16 protein-coding genes are annotated in these 16,378 nt (G+C 61.6%); 10 read left to right on the top strand and 6 right to left on the bottom strand.

Translation table 11 applies throughout. The features are described from left to right. The first annotated feature begins 16 nt into the window (after positions 1–16). From PSAKL28_RS18555 to PSAKL28_RS18585, 7 genes are all read left to right on the top strand, one after another. Positions 17–904: an urea transporter gene (locus PSAKL28_RS18555; RefSeq protein ID WP_038613263.1), complete on the top strand. Its 888-nt coding sequence runs from the start codon at positions 17–19 to the stop codon at positions 902–904. A gap of 44 nt (positions 905–948) precedes the next feature. Then, positions 949–1,773, top strand: a complete 825-nt coding sequence (locus PSAKL28_RS18560; protein WP_038613265.1) for an ion transporter — start codon at positions 949–951, stop codon at positions 1,771–1,773. 94 nt (positions 1,774–1,867) lie between these two features. Continuing rightward, a complete protein-coding gene (locus PSAKL28_RS18565) occupies positions 1,868–2,869 on the top strand; it encodes a sulfate ABC transporter substrate-binding protein (RefSeq protein WP_038613267.1) in 1,002 nt (333 codons plus the stop codon). Between the two features lie 141 nt (positions 2,870–3,010). Beyond that, entirely contained in the window at positions 3,011–5,050 is a 2,040-nt protein-coding gene (locus tag PSAKL28_RS18570; protein WP_038613269.1) for a mechanosensitive ion channel family protein, read from the top strand. 43 nt (positions 5,051–5,093) lie between these two features. Next, positions 5,094–5,480: a DUF2946 domain-containing protein gene (locus PSAKL28_RS18575; RefSeq protein ID WP_038613271.1), complete on the top strand. Its 387-nt coding sequence runs from the start codon at positions 5,094–5,096 to the stop codon at positions 5,478–5,480. 99 nt (positions 5,481–5,579) lie between these two features. Continuing rightward, positions 5,580–7,748 carry a TonB-dependent receptor gene (locus tag PSAKL28_RS18580; RefSeq protein WP_038613273.1) on the top strand — a complete coding sequence of 723 codons (2,169 nt, stop codon included), beginning with the start codon at positions 5,580–5,582 and terminating at the stop codon, positions 7,746–7,748. Positions 7,749–7,758: 10 nt separating this feature from the next. Then, positions 7,759–9,222: a PepSY domain-containing protein gene (locus tag PSAKL28_RS18585; RefSeq protein ID WP_038613275.1), complete on the top strand. Its 1,464-nt coding sequence runs from the start codon at positions 7,759–7,761 to the stop codon at positions 9,220–9,222. Positions 9,223–9,357: 135 nt separating this feature from the next. On the opposite strand, the gene PSAKL28_RS18590 is transcribed toward PSAKL28_RS18585, so the two are convergent. Next, entirely contained in the window at positions 9,358–10,281 is a 924-nt protein-coding gene (locus tag PSAKL28_RS18590) for a class I SAM-dependent methyltransferase (RefSeq protein ID WP_038613277.1), read from the bottom strand. 133 nt (positions 10,282–10,414) lie between these two features. On the opposite strand from PSAKL28_RS18590, the gene PSAKL28_RS18595 reads away from it, so the two are divergent. After that, positions 10,415–11,107 carry an alpha/beta hydrolase gene (locus PSAKL28_RS18595; protein ID WP_038613279.1) on the top strand — a complete coding sequence of 231 codons (693 nt, stop codon included), beginning with the start codon at positions 10,415–10,417 and terminating at the stop codon, positions 11,105–11,107. On the opposite strand, the gene PSAKL28_RS18600 is transcribed toward PSAKL28_RS18595, so the two are convergent. Further along, the gene (locus tag PSAKL28_RS18600; RefSeq protein WP_038613281.1) at positions 11,094–11,999 is read right to left on the bottom strand and encodes a DMT family transporter; all 906 of its coding nucleotides are present in this window, start codon (positions 11,997–11,999) and stop codon (positions 11,094–11,096) included. The two genes, PSAKL28_RS18595 and PSAKL28_RS18600, sit on opposite strands and share 14 nt — an antisense overlap. Positions 12,000–12,129: 130 nt before the next feature. On the opposite strand from PSAKL28_RS18600, the gene PSAKL28_RS18605 reads away from it, so the two are divergent. Further along, the gene (locus PSAKL28_RS18605; RefSeq protein ID WP_038613283.1) at positions 12,130–12,567 is read left to right on the top strand and encodes an Lrp/AsnC family transcriptional regulator; all 438 of its coding nucleotides are present in this window, start codon (positions 12,130–12,132) and stop codon (positions 12,565–12,567) included. An 85-nt stretch (positions 12,568–12,652) separates the two neighbouring features. On the opposite strand, the gene PSAKL28_RS18610 is transcribed toward PSAKL28_RS18605, so the two are convergent. The 3 genes from PSAKL28_RS18610 to PSAKL28_RS18620 form a co-directional block, all read right to left on the bottom strand. Then, positions 12,653–13,315, bottom strand: coding sequence for a hypothetical protein (locus PSAKL28_RS18610; RefSeq protein WP_038613285.1), 663 nt, complete (start codon positions 13,313–13,315; stop codon positions 12,653–12,655). A gap of 210 nt (positions 13,316–13,525) precedes the next feature. Continuing rightward, a complete protein-coding gene (locus PSAKL28_RS18615; protein WP_038613288.1) occupies positions 13,526–13,864 on the bottom strand; it encodes an FKBP-type peptidyl-prolyl cis-trans isomerase in 339 nt (112 codons plus the stop codon). A 111-nt stretch (positions 13,865–13,975) separates the two neighbouring features. Beyond that, a complete protein-coding gene (locus tag PSAKL28_RS18620) occupies positions 13,976–14,920 on the bottom strand; it encodes a DMT family transporter (protein WP_038613290.1) in 945 nt (314 codons plus the stop codon). A gap of 154 nt (positions 14,921–15,074) precedes the next feature. Here PSAKL28_RS18620 and PSAKL28_RS18625 point away from each other — a divergent pair, with 154 nt between their 5' ends. After that, a complete protein-coding gene (locus PSAKL28_RS18625) occupies positions 15,075–15,968 on the top strand; it encodes a LysR substrate-binding domain-containing protein (protein ID WP_038613292.1) in 894 nt (297 codons plus the stop codon). On the opposite strand, the gene PSAKL28_RS18630 is transcribed toward PSAKL28_RS18625, so the two are convergent. Next, entirely contained in the window at positions 15,961–16,368 is a 408-nt protein-coding gene (locus PSAKL28_RS18630) for a GFA family protein (protein ID WP_038613294.1), read from the bottom strand. The two genes, PSAKL28_RS18625 and PSAKL28_RS18630, sit on opposite strands and share 8 nt — an antisense overlap. Positions 16,369–16,378 lie beyond the last annotated feature (10 nt).

The raw sequence follows: 16,378 nt of genomic DNA on the forward strand, positions 1-16,378 counted from the left end.
AACCCAGACTGCCCCCATGTACACCAAGAATTTCGTCAACCCGTGCCCGGACTGGGCCACGGCCTTGCTCAACGGCTTCAGCCAGGTCCTGCTGCAGCGCAATCCGCTGTGCGGCCTGTTGTGCCTGCTGGCCATCACCCTGACTGCCCCCGATCTGGTCGGCGGTGCCCTGCTCGGTGCCCTTGCCGGTCTGCTCACCGCCCAGCGCCGCAGCTACAACCGCACCGACCGCCAGGCTGGCCTGTACAGCTACAACGGCGTGCTGATCGGCCTGCTGCTCAGCTATGCCCTGCCCTGGTCGGCGATCCTGCCGCCACTGATCATCGCCGCCGGTGGCCTGAGCAGCATGCTCGTGCACCAGTGGCTCAAACGCGCCAGCTCCAACCTGCTGCTCCCGGCTTACACCGCACCGTTCGTATTGATCGGCTGGGCCGTGCTGGCAGTCAGTGAACCTGGCGCCAGCGCCTCCAGTCCGATCGAGCCCAATGCGCTCTATGCCCTGGCGCGCGGGCTGGGCCAGATCTTCCTGCTGGACAACCCGCTGGCCGGCCTGCTGATCGCCATCGGCCTGTTGATCGCCAACCGCTATGCCGCGGCCTGGGCGTTGCTCGGCGCGGCGCTGGGCGGCAGCGTCGCACTGCTCGGCGGCGAAGCCAGTGCTGCCTACGCCGGCCTCTACGGCTTCAACGCCGCACTCGCCGCCCTGGCCTTCAGCCAGACCCGCAAACAACCCTGGCTGCCGTTGCTGGCGATGATCCTGGCGATCATCCTGCAACCGTTGGTAGCGCAACTGCCGGTACCCGGCCTGACCGCACCGTTCATTTTCGCCTGCTGGCTGGTGCTGATCGGCCAGCGCCTGCTGCGCCAACCGCTAGCCCGCCGTGCCGGTCGCTTGCATAGCTGAGGCGCTGCCCCTAGGCTCAGCTCCATCGTGAAATGGAGCTGAGCATGGATACCCCTTTGAGCTGGCGTGAGCGGCTCTACGTCATCGTTTTTCAAACCGACACCGTCGCCGGCCGACGCTTTGACAGCATCCTGCTGCTGATCATCCTCGCCAGCCTGATCATTGTGATCATGGATAGCATCGACGAGGTCCACCAGAACTACGCCGGGCTGCTGGCGATGACCGAGTGGGGCTTTACCGCGATCTTTCTCGCCGAGTACCTGGTGCGCCTGTACTGCTCACCCAAGCCGCTGCGCTATGCCTTCAGCTTCTACGGCCTGGTCGACCTGCTGGCGATCGTGCCGGGGATCATTGCCTTGTACTACAGCGACGCCCAGTACCTGCTGATCATCCGGGTCATCCGCATGTTGCGGATCTTTCGCGTGCTCAAGCTCAGCCCCTACCTCAAGCAGGCGCATTACCTGCTTGAGGCACTGCGCGGCAGCAAGCAGAAGATCATTGTCTTTCTGGTCAGTGTCTCGACCCTGGTGACGGTGTTCGGCACCTTGATGTATGTGGTCGAAGGCCCGGAACATGGCTTTACCAGCATTCCCAAAGGGATCTACTGGGCGATTGTCACCCTGACCACGGTCGGCTTTGGCGACATCGTGCCGAAAACCCCGCTTGGCCAGGTGATTTCTTCGATGGTGATGATCACCGGTTACTCGATCATTGCCGTGCCCACCGGGATCTTCACCGCTGAACTGGCCAATGCCATGCGCGGCGAACAGCTCAAGCACGACTGTCCGGTGTGCCGCAAAGGCTACCATGAGCACGGCGCAGCCTTCTGCTCGCGCTGTGGTAATGCGCTTTTCAAGAAAATGGAATAAGCAAAGTACTTTTTAATCTTTTTAGTGCCTAAGGGCCAACCGCTATAGTCGCTGCCATGATGCCTTCAACACCAATTCGAACAAGGAATGCGCAGTGAAAAATCTCTTCAGTGCCTCGCTTCTGGCCGCCGGCCTCGCCCTGGGCTCCCTGGCCCACGCCGCACCAGCGCCGTTGCTGAACGTTTCCTATGACGTGATGCGCGACTTCTACAAGGACTACAACGCCGCCTTCCAGAAACACTGGGAAGCCGAGCACAAAGAGAAAATCACTGTACAGATGTCCTTCGGCGGTTCGAGCAAGCAGGCGCGCTCGGTGATCGATGGTCTGCCCGCGGATGTCATCACCATGAACATGGCCACCGACATCAATGCCCTGGCCGACAACGGCAAGCTGGTGCCGGATAACTGGGTCACCCGCCTGCCGAACAACAGCGCACCGTTCACCTCGGCCACGGTGTTCATCGTTCGCAAGGACAACCCTAAAGCGCTCAAAGACTGGCCAGACCTGCTCAAAGATGGCGTCCAGGTCATCGTCCCCAACCCGAAGACCTCGGGTAACGGCCGCTACACCTACCTGTCGGCCTGGGGTTACGTGCTGAAGAACGGTGGTGACGAGAACAAAGCCAAGGAGTTTGTCGGCAAGCTGTTCAAACAGGCACCGGTGCTCGATACCGGTGGCCGTGCCGCCACCACCACCTTCATGACCAACCAGATCGGTGACGTGCTGGTGACCTTCGAAAACGAAGCCGAGATGATCGCCCGCGAGTTTGGCCGTGATCAGTTCGAAGTCATTTACCCGAGCGTTTCCGCCGAAGCCGAACCACCGGTGACCGTGGTCGACAAAGTGGTGGACAAAAAAGGCAGCCGCGCCACCGCTGAGGCCTACCTGAAGTACCTGTGGTCGCCGGAGGCCCAGGAAATTGCCGCCAACAACTACCTGCGCCCGCGTGATCCAGCGGTACTGGCCAAGTACACCGACCGTTTCCCGAAAGTCGATTTCCTCTCGGTAGAGAAGACCTTCGGTGACTGGCGCACCGTGCAGAAGACCCACTTCAACGACGGTGGCGTGTTCGACCAGATCTATACCGGGCAGTAACAGCTCTATCGCGGGGCAAGCCCGCTCCCACAGAGGATTTCCACCCTCCCTGTGGGAGCGGGCTTGCCCCGCGATCGTTTCACCACCCTTGATTCGTTCATTGACTACCCTTTCCGTCATCCACGGTTCAAGGAGTATCCAGTGACCCGATCCCTGTTCGCCCTCCTGCTCGGTTGTCTGCTGAGCCTCCAGCTGGCGACCGCCGCCCCCTTGCTGCCCACTGCGGCAAAATCGACAGAGCCTGCCGAGCCTGTGGTCCAGGGCGGTCTGCTCGGCGCAATTGCCGATGGCCTGGACGACGTCAGCCAGGAACTGGATGTCGACAACCACCTGATCGATAACTGGCGCCTGCGCGCCGATCGCGCCGCCGATGAAGTCGATCAACTGGTCAGCCAGCCCTCAGGGCTCAGCTCTCTGGAGCTGTGGACCGACTTCGCCCTGCTGACGATCACCTGGCTGCTCGCCTTTGCCCTGCTCACCAACGGCGGCCGCCTGCTGGCAGGCAAGAGCAGCCATTCTCGTCTGCTGCGCGCGCGACCGCGTCCCAGCCGCGTGGTCAAATATCTGCTGGTTTATACCCTGCCAGCCATGGCCAGCCTGATCATCACCCTCTACGTCAGTCATTTCCTCGCGCTCTCCGCCGGTCGTGCCCTGGGCATGAGCCTGGCCTACGCGACCAGTAGCGGTATTTTCTCGACCTCGATCATCTTCTGCCTGATCACCCTGTTCGACACCGGGCATAAACGCACGGCAGTGCGGATCATTCGCCGGGTGGCGCCACGGCCATTGTTTCTGATCGGCTTTCTCGCCGCCTGGAGCGACGCGCTGACCAGCCCGCAGATCGCCCGGCACCTGGGTGGCAACATCACCAGCAGCGTCGCCGCGGTGACCGGTTTGCTGGCGACCCTGGCATTTGCCGTGCTGGTGATCAGGCTGCGCCGCCCGGTAGCTCACCTGATCCGCAACCGCGCCTTGCCCGATCGCCTACAACACCGTGCCGTGCAGGAAACCCTGAGAATTTTCTCGGCACTGTGGTTCCTGCCAATCCTGATGATGATCCTGGTCTCGGCCATACACTTGATCGGCGCCGGCGAAGAGAGCCAGCGTGCTCTGCAAAAGGCGTTGCTGACCTCAATCCTGCTGATCGGCACAGTGTTTCTCAGCACCGTGTTTCAGCACATGTTCAAACACCAGGAAGAAGCAGACGCCAGACAACGCCTGCGCCCCTACAAGGAGCTGTTGCGCAACCTCGCTCGCGCACTGTTGCGCATCGCCATTGCGGTGGCCTTCATCGTGCTGCTGGGGCGCATCTGGGGGTTTTCGGTGCTCGACTTCGCCCTGCGCAACAGCTTGGGCCGCGCCATCAGCGACTCGTTGAGCAGCATCGGCCTGATCCTGCTGGTCACCTGGCTGCTCTGGGTAGTAATCGACACCGCTATTCAGGAAGCACTCAAGCCCACGGTCGGACGCCGTGCGGCACGCCAGCCCAGCACGCGGGTGCGGACCATCCTGCCGATGCTGCGCAACGCGATCAAGATCATCCTGGTGGTGATCTGCACCATCACCACCATGGCCAACCTGGGCATCAACGTTGCCCCGCTGCTGGCCGGTGCCGGGGTGGTTGGCCTGGCCATCGGCTTCGGCTCCCAGCAACTGGTGCAAGACGTGATCACCGGGCTGTTCATCCTCATCGAAGACACCATTGCCATCGGCGACTGGGTAGTGCTCGACTCCGGGCATGCCGGCACTGTTGAGAGCCTGACCATCCGCACCTTGCGTCTGCGCGACAGCAAAGGCTTCGTGCACTCGGTGCCGTTCGGCCAGATCAAGGCGGTCACCAACCAGTCCCGGCAATTTGCCTATGCCTTTTTCTCGGTGCAGTTCAGCTATGAAACCGACATCGACAGCGCCTTGAAGCTGATCCGCGAAGTCGGCCACTCGATCAGCGAAGACCCGATGCTGCGCCACAGTCTGCAAGGGCCCTTGCAGGTGTTCGGGGTCGACAGCATGAACCTCAATGGCATCACCCTGACCGCACAGTTCCGTACCACTTCGGGCGGACAATATGCGGTCAACCGCGCCTTCAACGAGCGCCTGAAAAAACGTGTCGACCAGACCGATGACGTGAGCTTTGCCCAGTACAATCCACCACCCTCGCGTGTCGGTGACGGGCAAGCCTGATTCGACTTTCTAGCCCCCTGAGATCGGTGATAAAGTCGCGGCCATGAACACCTTCCCCGCCAACCGCCCGCTGATTGCCTGGACCCTGTACTTCAGCGTCCTGTTCAATCTGTTCGCCTGCGGTATCGGCCACGGGCAGATGGTCGGCCTGCAACTCAACGGTATCGGCGGCGCCTATTGTTCGGCCATGGGCAGCGCCGGGCCAACGCTGAAAAGTGATTTCAGCGACCAGTCGGTTTCTGGCTGGGACAGTATGCAAACCTGTCCGGTGTGCGCCGCCGCGGTTGTCTGCCTGGGCCTGATGCTGGTCATTGGCTGGCTGCTGGCTGCCACCCGCACCCGACGCTATCACCGCGAACTGCGCAGCAAGGCGCCACCGCGCTATTGCTGGCCCGCTGCCAACCCTCGCGCCTCCCCTCTTCTGGCTTGATCCCTGCGGCAGCTTGCGTGGCTGCCGGTAACCGGCCTTTTTGCCGCACCTGTGTGACAGGCGCCGCTGGCCGCTGGCTCAATTTCCAGAGTTTGCTCCATGCCCTACTCCTATCGCTTTTCCGGTTGCGCGGCGCTGCTGTGCGCGCTGTCCTTCAATGCCTCGGCTGAAGCGCCGCTGACCCTGCCCGACCTGCGCATCGATGGTCGTGCAGACGCCGACGACGGCGTGTTGCTCGACACCCCCTCACAAACCGGCTCACGCCTGGGCCTGACCCCACGGGAAACCCCGGCGTCGGTGAATATCGTCAACCGCCAGCAGATCGAACAACGCGGCGCCCAGACCACCCAGGACATGCTCGCCGGCGTACCCGGCATGACCGCCGCCTCGCCACCCGGCTCGGCAGGGTCGGTGGCCTACCGCGGTTTTTCCGGGGCGCAGATCACCCAACTGTTCAACGGCATCAGCGTGCAGTACGACTCGATTGCCGCGCGCCCGGTGGACAGCTGGATCTATGACCGCGTCGAAGCCATCGGCGGGCCTTCAAGCTTTCTGTTCGGCGCCGGCGCCGTCGGTGGCTCGATCAACTACATCACCAAGCTGGCCAGCCGCGACGAAAACTTCAACGAAGGCCGCATCAAGTACGGTTCCTACGACAGCAGCGAAACCTCGTTCGGCTTCAACCATGCCCTCAATGACGGCGACGGCATCCGCAACTATGCCCGCCTGGACTTCAGCCATACCCACAGCAATGGTTATGTTGACCGTGAAGAGCGCGATGCCTGGAGTGTGGCCTTCTCGCTGCTGACCGACATCAACGACCAGCTGTCGCACACCCTGGCCCTGGAATACCAGAACGAAAGCGTCGACAGCCCCTACTGGGGCAGCCCGGTACTCAACCCGCTGGGTGGCGAAATGAAGGTCGACGAAAGCCGCCGCTTCGAAAACTACAACGTCGAGGACGGCCGCTACGAACAACGCGTACGCTGGCTGCGCTCGATCACCGAGTACCGCTTCAACGACGACACCTCGCTGCGCAATACCCTCTACCACTACAACACCGAGCGAAACTTCCGCAACCTCGAGACCTACGCCTACAACGCCGACAACAGTCAGGTCAAACGCTCCAACGCGCTGTTGCAGCGCCATGACCAGGAGCTCAACGGCAACCGTATCGAACTGCTGCACCAAGGCCAGCTGTTCGGCATGAACAGCCAGTGGTCGAGCGGCATCGACTACAGCCACAACGTGCAGATGAACTATCCGCGCTCGGTCACCGGAGGGTTCGGCAGCGTCGACCCGGCGCACTTCGACCCCGGTCATTTCTACGACCTCAAAGGCATGGTCCCGGGCTACCAGAAGAACCGCCAGAACACCGTCGACACCTGGGCCGCCTTCCTTGAAAACCGCCTGCAACTGACCGATCGCCTGTCGCTGCTGACCGGCCTGCGTCACGACCACATCGACCTGCAGGTGCACAACTACCGCACTGTCGATGCCAACAATCCGCGCGACTTCAAGCGCATCTACGAACCCACCACCGGACGTGTTGGCCTGGTCTACGAGCTGACGCCGGCGGCCAATGTCTACGTGCAATACAGCACCGCCGCCGACCCGCCCGCCGGCATCCTCACCACCGCAACGTTCGCCCAGGTGCGCGACTTTGACCTGAGCACCGGCAAACAGGTCGAAGTGGGCAGCAAGCTCAGCTTCCTCGACGGCCGCGGCGCTGCCACGGTTGCCGCCTACCACATCGAGCGCAAGAACCTGGCCACCGCCGACCCGGCCAACCCCGGCGTCACCCAGCCGGTGGGCAAGCAATCGTCACGCGGCATCGAACTGGCCGCCTCCCTGCGCGTCACCCCGCAACTGCTGGCCGAGGGCAACTTCGCCTACGTCGATGCCCAGTACGACGAGTTCAACGAAAACGTCGGCGGCACCAGCTTCTCGCGCAAAGGCAATACCCCGACCAACATCCCCGAGCGGGTCGCCAACCTGTGGCTGACCTACGACATCGACCCCAGCTGGCAAGTGGGCGGCGATAGCCGCTACGTGTCGTCGGTGTATGCCGATGCGGCCAACACCCGCTATGCGCCGGCCTACACCGTCTTCGGCGCCTTCGTTGGCTACAAGGTCGATGACGACACCCGCATCACCGCCCGGGTGCGCAACCTGACCGACGAGGTGTACGCGCGCTGGACCAGCTCGAGCATGCTCTACCTCGGTGCGCCGCGGACCCTGGAACTGGCCGTGCAGACACGTTTCTAGGACACCGACGATGAAACGTTACCTGTACCTGTGGCACCGCTGGCTGGGCATCGGTCTGTGTCTGTTCATGGCCCTGTGGTTTTTCTCGGGCGTGGTCATGCTCTACGTCGGCTATCCCAAGCTGACACCGCGAGAGCACCTGAGCCATCTGCCGGTGCTCAGCCTGCAGGACTGCTGCGTCGACCTGGCCGTCGCGCTGGCCGCAGCCGATCCGCAGCGAGCCCCCGCAAGCATTCGCCTCAGTACCGTGGCGGGTCAGCCGCGCTACCTGTTCAGCTATCCGGGCCGCAGCAATGTCGCGGTGGATGCTCGCACGGGCCAGCGCGTGGGCTTCACTGACCGCGAGTGGGCCCTGGCCGCCGCTCGCCAGTACGATCCATTGGCAGCACCGGTTTATCGGGGGCCGGTGCAGGAAGACCTCTGGAGCCATTCCCGTGCGTTGGATGCCGACCGGCCGATGCAACGGGTACAGCTTGCCGATGCCGACGGCACCCTGTTGTACATCTCGGGGCAAACCGGCGCAGTGGTCCGCGATGCCAGCGCGCTGGAACGCGGCTGGAACCGGGTCGGCGCCTGGCTGCACTGGCTGTACCCGCTGCGTGGCATCGGCCTGGATGGCTGGTGGAGCAATCTGGTGATCTACCTGTCGCTGACGGCCACGCTCATGGCGGTGCTTGGGGCGGTGATCGGTGTGCTGCGCTGGCGCATCAGCAAACCCTACCGCAGCGGCTCGCGTTCGCCCTATCGGGGGTTTGCCCGCTGGCACCATATCGGTGGTTTGCTGTTTGGTGTGCTGGCGATCACCTGGATCTTCAGTGGCTTGATGTCGATGAATCCCTGGCGGATTTTCAGCAGTTCAACGCCACTGGACACCGCGGCGTATCAAGGTGGGCCGTTGCAGGCCCAAGCCTTTCCTGTTTCCGCGCCCGAAGCGCTTTCAAGGTTTGCCGATGAAGGATTGGTGGCGCGGGAGCTGGAGTGGCGTCTGGTCGGTGGTCAGGGTTATCTGATCGGGCATGACGGTGGGGGTCGTACCCGGGTGCTGTCGATGGTCGATGGGCAGGTGCATAACCGCTTGCCGAGGGCGGCGCTGGAACGCGCTGCGCAGGCGATTTTGCCGCAGGGGCGGATGCACAGTGAGCTACTCGATAGCTACGACTTTTACTACTACGCACGGGCTGAGCAGAGCATGCTCGGGCATCTGGAAAAGCGTTTGCCGGTGTTGCGGGTGCGCTTTGATGATTCGCAACAGACCTGGTTGCATCTGGATCTGTACACCGGGGAAGTGCTTGGTGTGCTCGATCAACCCAAGCGGGTATCACGCTGGTTGTTTGCCTTGTTGCATAGCTGGGACTGGTTGCCGTTGCTGCAGCGGCGGCCGGTTTGGGATATCTGGATGATTGTCTTCAGTGTTGGAGGGCTGATTCTCAGCGTCAGTGGGGTGGTGTTGGGATGGCGGCGATTGCGTAAGTAGTTCGGGGCCAGCGTAGCGCCCACAGAGAAGCGCGACAGATGCCAGCCTCTGTAGGAGCGGATTTATCCGCGATGGGTCGCAGCGCGGCCCCAGACAATGGGCCTGCTACGCAGTCCATCGCGGATGAATCCGCTCCTACAGGCGGAACACCAGCGCTTTGAGCCCACCCGCCGGATCGTTATCGGGAAACTCCGGTGGGTTGGCCAAACGCTCGACAAACACCAGATCCGGCGCCTCCTCAGCCATACCTTCAATCAAAAACTCAGGCCCGATGGCCGGATCATTGACACACGCCAACACCGTCCCACCGTCAGTCAACAGCTCAGGCAACCGCCGCAAAATCTTGCGGTAATCCTGAGTCAACACAAAGCTGCCTTTCTGAAAGGTCGGCGGATCGATAATGATCAGATCATAAGGCCCGGACTTACGCACCTTGCCCCACGACTTGAACAACTCATGCCCGAGAAAACTCACCCGCCCCAGGTCATGACCATTGAGCCGATGATTATCCCGCCCGCGGCTCAGCGCCGAACGCGCCATATCCAGATTGACCACCTGCTCGGCACCACCGGCAATTGCCGCCACCGAAAACCCACAGGTATAGGCAAACAGGTTCAATACCCGCTTGCCCGCCGCCTGCTCACGCACCCAGCGCCGTCCGTAGCGCATGTCGAGAAACAACCCGGTGTTCTGCTTCAAACCAAGATCCAGCTGATAGCGCAAACCGTCTTCATCAATCAGCCAGTGCTCACTCGGTGAACCCAGCAACCACTGCCCGGGACTGTCGGGCAGGTAGCGATGCTGGATCAGCATGGCCTGCCCACTCCAGCACGGCGCCTGGGCCAGCGCCAACAGCATCTGCTCCAGCTCCGGCAATTGACCTTCCGGTGGTTCGCGAAACAGCGACACCAGCAGCACACCCTGCAACCAGTCCACGGTGATCTGCTCAAGCCCCGGCCAGCAGCGCCCGCGGCCATGAAACAACCGGCGGGTTTCGGCCGGCGCCGGGTCAAGCGCCGCAAGCAGGTGTTGCTGGAGAGTGTCGATCACAGAAGTCATGGGCAGATTCAATACAGGAAAGCCGCCTATTCTACCCTGACCACGCCCACTCGGTAGCGCAACCGGTACGCCACCCGAAACCACCGGGAGCATCTACACTGCCTATCCCACCCTCATCTGCTGGACAACCACCATGAGCGAAAAACCTAGCATTGTCCTGGTCCACGGCTTCTGGGGCGGCGCCGCCCACTGGAGCAAAGTCATTCTTGAATTGTCACGCCTGGGTTACCGCGACCTGCACGCCGTGGAAATGCCCCTGACCTCGCTGGCCGATGACGCCGAACGCACACGCAAAATGGTCGCGTCCATTCCTGGCAAGGTGCTGCTGGTCGGTCATTCCTATGGCGGCGCGGTGATCACCCAGATGGGTAATCTGCCCAATGTCACCGGCCTGGTGTACATCGCCGCCTTCGCCCCTGACGACGGCGAAAGCCCTGGCAGCATTACCGGACAAAACCCGCCTGAGGCAGCCGCCAACCTGCAGCCGGATGCGGACGGTTACCTGTGGATCAAACCCGACAAACTCCACGAAAGCTTCTGCCAGGACCTGAACAAGGACGAAGGGCTGGTCATGAGCGTGACCCAGAAAGCCCCGCTGGCCAGCACCTTCGGTGACACCATCAACAACCCGGCGTGGAAGCACAAACCTACCTGGTATCAGCTCTCCACCCACGATCGGATGATCGCCCCGGCCAATCAGGAAATGATGTCCAAACGCATGAACCCGAAAGAAGTGTTGCGCCTGGACGCCAGCCACGCCTCATTGGCCTCGCGGGCTGCCGAAGTGGCAGCGCTGATCGACCGCGCCGCGCTCAGTCCGGCTTGACCGTCGCAACCTTGACCGCCGGTTTGAACCACCAGCCTTGCTGCATACCGGCGGCGGCCAGCAGGATCGTCGCCACCCCCAGCCACTGCAGCGGCGCCAGGCGGTGGTCGAAGGCGAACCAGTCAACCAAGATCGCCGCGATCGGGTAGATGAACGACAAGGCCCCGGTCAACGCGGTCGGCAGTTTCTGGATGGCACCGTACAGCAGCACATACATCACCCCCGTGTGAACGATCCCCAGCGTGACCAGCGAAGCCAGCGCACCGGCCTCGCTGGGCAGGCCCGAGGTATTGGCCCAGGGCGCCAGCAACAGGATGCCGGTGCACACCTGGATCAACGCAATCAGGTGCGGTGGCGTACCACTCAGACGCTTGATGATCAACGCCGCCAGCGCATACAGGAACGCCGCGCCCAGAGCCAGGCCGATCCCCAACAGATAGTCATTACCGCTGCCGCCCTGGCTGCCGTGGGCGCTGACAATCGCCAGCATCCCGGCAAACGACAGCGCCAGCCAGAACAGCTTCTGCACGGTGATCTTCTCACCGAGAAACACTGCCGCCAGCCCCACCAGCATGAACGGCTGGACGTTGTACACCGCGGTACCGATGGCAATCGAAGCCCGCGAGTAGGAGGCGAACAACAACACCCAGTTGCCGACGATCGCCACACCACTGAGCACTGCAAGGGCGAAGGTGGCCAAGGTCAGAATGCCGGGCTTGAGAAAGCCCATGGCCAGGCAGATCAACAGCAAGGTGCCAGCGCCAAACACGCAGCGCCAGAACACCACATCCAGCACCGGTTGCCCGGACACCAGCACAAACCAGCCAATAGTCCCCGAGATCAGCATCGCGGCGACCATTTCCAGCGAACCACGGCGTATTGAACTGTCCATCACTCACCTCCTGAACGATGGCTAAATTATGCGAGCCTGGCGCTGCCTGCTCCAGTGGATTAAACAGGCTAAACTGCAAAGACACCTTTACTATCAAGGCAGATTTCGCAATCTGCCTAACGAGACTGAGATGACCGACGATATCGACCAGTTGTTGATAAAGGCGCTGATGGAAGACTCGCGCCGCTCGCTCAAGGCCCTGGCGCAGCTCAGCGGTTTGTCTGCACCCAGCGTCAGCGAACGCCTGCGCCGCCTTGAGGAACGCGGTGTACTCAAAGGCTACACGGTCGAAATCGACCCGCGCTGCTTTGGTTATCAGTTGCAGGCAATCGTGCGGGTGCGACCGTTGCCGGGGCAGTTGCAGGAAGTGGAGCGGCAGATCATGGCCATTCCCGAGTTCACTGAGTGCGACAAGGTCACCGGTGATGACTGTTTTATCGCCCGCTTGCATGTGCGCTCGATGGAGCAGTTGGACACGGTGCTGGACAAGCTCAACAGCCATGCCGAGACCAACACCGCAATCGTGAAAAAAACACCGGTCAAGCGGCGCTTGCCGCCGATGGGGTAACACCTCCGGTGGGAGCGGGCTTGCCCCGCGATTGCAGTATTTCAGTCAAATCGCATCGCGGGGCAAGCCCGCTCCCACCCTTTGATCAGCTTGGGCAACTATGCTCGCCGTTGTTCAGGCCTTGCTTGTAGTTGCGGCTAAGCAGACTGGCCTTGCCGTCGTGCCAGGTCAGGGTCAGGACGTACAGCGAGTCAAAATCGTCGCCATCCCAGTCCTCTGTAATCACCCGCTTCTCACCCAGGGCCTTGCCGGCCACGGTATTGATCAGTTCGGGCAGGTAACCGTGGGACCAGGCGGTGTAGACGGTGGCATTGCGGTATTTGTCCTGCAGCAACTCGTCGGCCAGTGCGCCGGTGTCGTTGGCGCCAAAGTCGATGTTCACCGGCAGGCCAAGCTTGATGGCGCTCGGGCTGATGGTCATCAATGGGCGGATGTAGCTGTAAGCGTCATCCTTGCTGCCTTCTTCAACGTGGCGAGACGGATTGGCGGCGAACACATAGTCGGCCTTGCCGAACTTCTCCGGGAGCAAGGTGGCCAGGTCCAGGGCGCGATTCAGGCCTTGGCAGTTAAGCTGGCCCAGACCTTCCCCCGGTTTTTCCGCATGGCGCAGGAACACCAGAGTCTGGACGCCGTCCACTGGCTCGGCGCGGCTTTCGACGGCTTCCACGGCCAGCAGCGTGACACCACCGAGCAGGGCCATAGAACACAAGGCATGGCGGTGGCGTTTGAACAGGGTCGACAACTTCATGGTGCGGGCTCTTTACGGCAAAAAGGGATAACGCTGGCCCGCGTATGACACGCCGCGGCCGAGGCCGCGGGTGATCCCTGTCTGTTGTTCCATCCGTGGAGCGGGCTAACTGAGAGTGCGAGAATCCCGTTTGGTTCGATCCCTGACTGCTCAACCCTGAGCACGAGTGACTTTAGTGCCGTGATGTTGCCGGATTAAGACAGGCGCCTGTCACTCGTCGCGGGTCAGGACTTCCAGCAACTCGATCTCGAACGTCAGGTTCGAATGTGGCGTGATCGCACCCATGCTGCGCTCGCCATAAGCCAGGTGAGACGGCACCACCAGCTTGCGCTTGCCGCCGACCTTCATGCCCATCAGGCCCTGATCCCAGCCCTTGATGACCCGGCCAGTGCCGATCACACACTGGAACGGTTTGCCGCGATCGTAGGACGAGTCGAATTTCGTGCCGTCTTCCAGCCAGCCGGTGTACTGGGTGGTAATCAGCGCACCCTTGACCGCTTCCTTGCCTTCGCCCAGCTGGATATCGATGATTTGCAGTTCGCTGCTCATGCGTGACCTCGTGGTATGCCTTTAATCGCAGCCTTTTCTCAGGATTGAATGAGTTTTGCAAGGAGCAGCAGTCTGTGGGAGCGGGCTTGACCCGCGATTGCGGTGTATCAGTCAAGTCGCCTCGCGGGGCAAGCCCGCTCCCACCGCAGGCCCGTGCTGACGCATCGACCAGCAAACGCCGCCGATCACCAGGAGGATTGCCGCAGCCTCCAGCAGGCTCGGCCCGCTTTGCCGCCAGATGAAGGCATAGAGCAAGGCAAACAGGGTTTCAAAGACGATCAGTTGGCCGCTCAAGGTCAACGGCATGCGCTTGGACGCGGCATTCCACAGCAGCGCCGCCAGCCACGAGCCAAAAACCGCGCAGCCCAGGCTGTAAAGCCAGAACAGCCACCAGCGCTCGGCCGACGCCTGCACCTGAAGCTGTGACGGCTGCCACAGTGCGATAACCGCCACCAGCACCAGGCTGAACACCCCGGTCATCACGCCGCACAACACCGACCATTGATGACTGTCGAAATGTCCGCACTGTTTGAGATATCGGCTGTTGTTAACCGCGTACCAGGTCCAGCAGGCCAAGGCTGCCAGAGCGTAGAGCACACCCGCGACTTTGTCGCCCGCCGCGCCCGGTTCAACGGCAAAGGTCTGCAGGTTGATGCACAGCATACCGGCAAGAATCAGCAGCAGCGGCGCGAACAACTGTTTGAGCGCTACCCCGCCGCTGTCATGGCGACCATACAGGGTAATGGTCAGTGGCAACACACCGACAATCAGCGAAGCGGGCGCTACGCCAAGGCGCTGGATAGCCGCCACCAGGCAGATGAAATACAGCAGGTTGCCGACCAGGGCCAAGCGCCCCAGCATCCACAGATCGGCCAGGGTCAGTTTTCCGAGGGCCTTGCGCATCGGCAGCGCGAGTACCAGCGTCACCCCCCCGAACAGCACAAAGCGCGCACAACTGAGCAACACCGGACTGAACTCTGGCAACAACTGCGGCACCATCAGCACCAGCCCCCACATCGCCCCGGCTACCCCGGCGTAGGCCACACCCTGTTTCACTTGCCCGCTCCTGTTCAAAGAAGTGCGCAGGCTACCGTTTGGCCGTCGTCCGGACAAAAGATCATTAGGCATGCAGGCATTCCTGTATGGAATGGCTTTCAGCCTGTAAGTATCGACTTTATGATGCAGCCATTCCTCAGAACGGATTGCCAGCATGAGTCGTTTCAGCCGCCACCTGCCCCCGCTGGACACCCTGATCGCTTTTGAAGCAGTGGTGCGCACCGGCAGTTTCACCCGCGCCGCCAGCGAGCTTTACCTGACGCAAAGCGCAGTGAGCAAACAGATCAAGCTGCTGGAACAACACCTCGGCGCCGTACTGTTCGAACGCCGGGCCCGCGGCATCGCCCTGACCTCGGCCGGAGAAGGCTTCAACGCAATTGTCGAACCGATGCTGGAGAGCCTGCTGGCCAACGTGCTGCGCCTGAAAGCCGGCCATAGCAGTCGCAATGTCAGCGTCATCTGCACTCATGCCGTTGCTCAGTACTGGCTGTTCCCGCGTCTGCTGCGCTTTAACGAACAGCATCCCGAACTGACCGTGAACATCCACGCCAGTAACGAGATCAGTGAAAGCGATATCGCCCACTACGATTTCGGCATTCTCTATGGCCATGGCCACTGGAGTTCACTCAAGGCCGACAAGCTGTTCGACGAAACCATCTACCCGATCGCCAGCGTCAAGCGCGCCCTGCCGGCGATCGACTCGCTGCAGGCGCTGCAAACCTTGCCGCTGATTCAACTGGATGCCTCGGCCTGGAACTGCCTGGACTGGCAGGACTGGTTCAGCCACCAAGGGCTGCGCTACCGGGCGCCCGCCGATGCGGTGACCTTCAACCAGGTCAATCTGGTGTTCGAAGCGGTGTTGCAAGGCATGGGGGTGGGGCTTGGCTGGGAATTCATGGCCCGCGAGCGCATCGACCAGGGTTCGATCCGCCAGGTATCGGCGTTTGTCGTACACACCGGGCAAGCCGACTATCTGGTGCACGACAAACAGGCCCCCTGCTCGCCAGCGGCGCAGGTGTTTGCAGACTGGTTGCTGGCGCTCAATTGAACAGCGCTTCGACTTCGGCCCGGGTCATGGTTTTCGTATCGTTGGCAAAGCAGTAGTACACTGGCTTCTCGTCGATGTACACCTGCAGGTCGAAGACCCAGTCGGTATCGCCTTCCAGTACCCCCACCGATACCGACTCGAACTTGCCACTCTTCAAGCGGTACAGCAGATGCGTACCGCACTTGCCGCAAAAACAGCGCTGCGCCCACTCGGAAGAGTCATAGAACACTGGCGTCCCGGCAGTAAATGTCACCGGTTCCGAACAGATCACCGAAAACAGCGGTCCACTACCCCATTTGCGGCACATGCTGCAATGGCAGGCGTCGACACTGGCTTTTTCCAGGCTGACACTGAATTTGACGGCACCGCACAGGCAGCTGCCGTGTTTGATCAGGGACATGATCAAGGCT

Source organism: Pseudomonas alkylphenolica (assembly GCF_000746525.1).
GTDB lineage: Bacteria > Pseudomonadota > Gammaproteobacteria > Pseudomonadales > Pseudomonadaceae > Aquipseudomonas > Aquipseudomonas alkylphenolica.

Coding starts and splice junctions, on each gene's coding strand:
- PSAKL28_RS18555 (WP_038613263.1), top strand. CDS start 17: ATGTACACCAAGAATTTCGTCAACCCGTGCCCGGACTGGGCCACGGCC.
- PSAKL28_RS18560 (WP_038613265.1), top strand. CDS start 949: ATGGATACCCCTTTGAGCTGGCGTGAGCGGCTCTACGTCATCGTTTTT.
- PSAKL28_RS18575 (WP_038613271.1), top strand. CDS start 5,094: ATGAACACCTTCCCCGCCAACCGCCCGCTGATTGCCTGGACCCTGTAC.
- PSAKL28_RS18580 (WP_038613273.1), top strand. CDS start 5,580: ATGCCCTACTCCTATCGCTTTTCCGGTTGCGCGGCGCTGCTGTGCGCG.
- PSAKL28_RS18585 (WP_038613275.1), top strand. CDS start 7,759: ATGAAACGTTACCTGTACCTGTGGCACCGCTGGCTGGGCATCGGTCTG.
- PSAKL28_RS18590 (WP_038613277.1), bottom strand. CDS start 10,281: ATGACTTCTGTGATCGACACTCTCCAGCAACACCTGCTTGCGGCGCTT.
- PSAKL28_RS18595 (WP_038613279.1), top strand. CDS start 10,415: ATGAGCGAAAAACCTAGCATTGTCCTGGTCCACGGCTTCTGGGGCGGC.
- PSAKL28_RS18600 (WP_038613281.1), bottom strand. CDS start 11,999: ATGGACAGTTCAATACGCCGTGGTTCGCTGGAAATGGTCGCCGCGATG.
- PSAKL28_RS18605 (WP_038613283.1), top strand. CDS start 12,130: ATGACCGACGATATCGACCAGTTGTTGATAAAGGCGCTGATGGAAGAC.
- PSAKL28_RS18610 (WP_038613285.1), bottom strand. CDS start 13,315: ATGAAGTTGTCGACCCTGTTCAAACGCCACCGCCATGCCTTGTGTTCT.
- PSAKL28_RS18615 (WP_038613288.1), bottom strand. CDS start 13,864: ATGAGCAGCGAACTGCAAATCATCGATATCCAGCTGGGCGAAGGCAAG.
- PSAKL28_RS18625 (WP_038613292.1), top strand. CDS start 15,075: ATGAGTCGTTTCAGCCGCCACCTGCCCCCGCTGGACACCCTGATCGCT.
- PSAKL28_RS18630 (WP_038613294.1), bottom strand. CDS start 16,368: ATGTCCCTGATCAAACACGGCAGCTGCCTGTGCGGTGCCGTCAAATTC.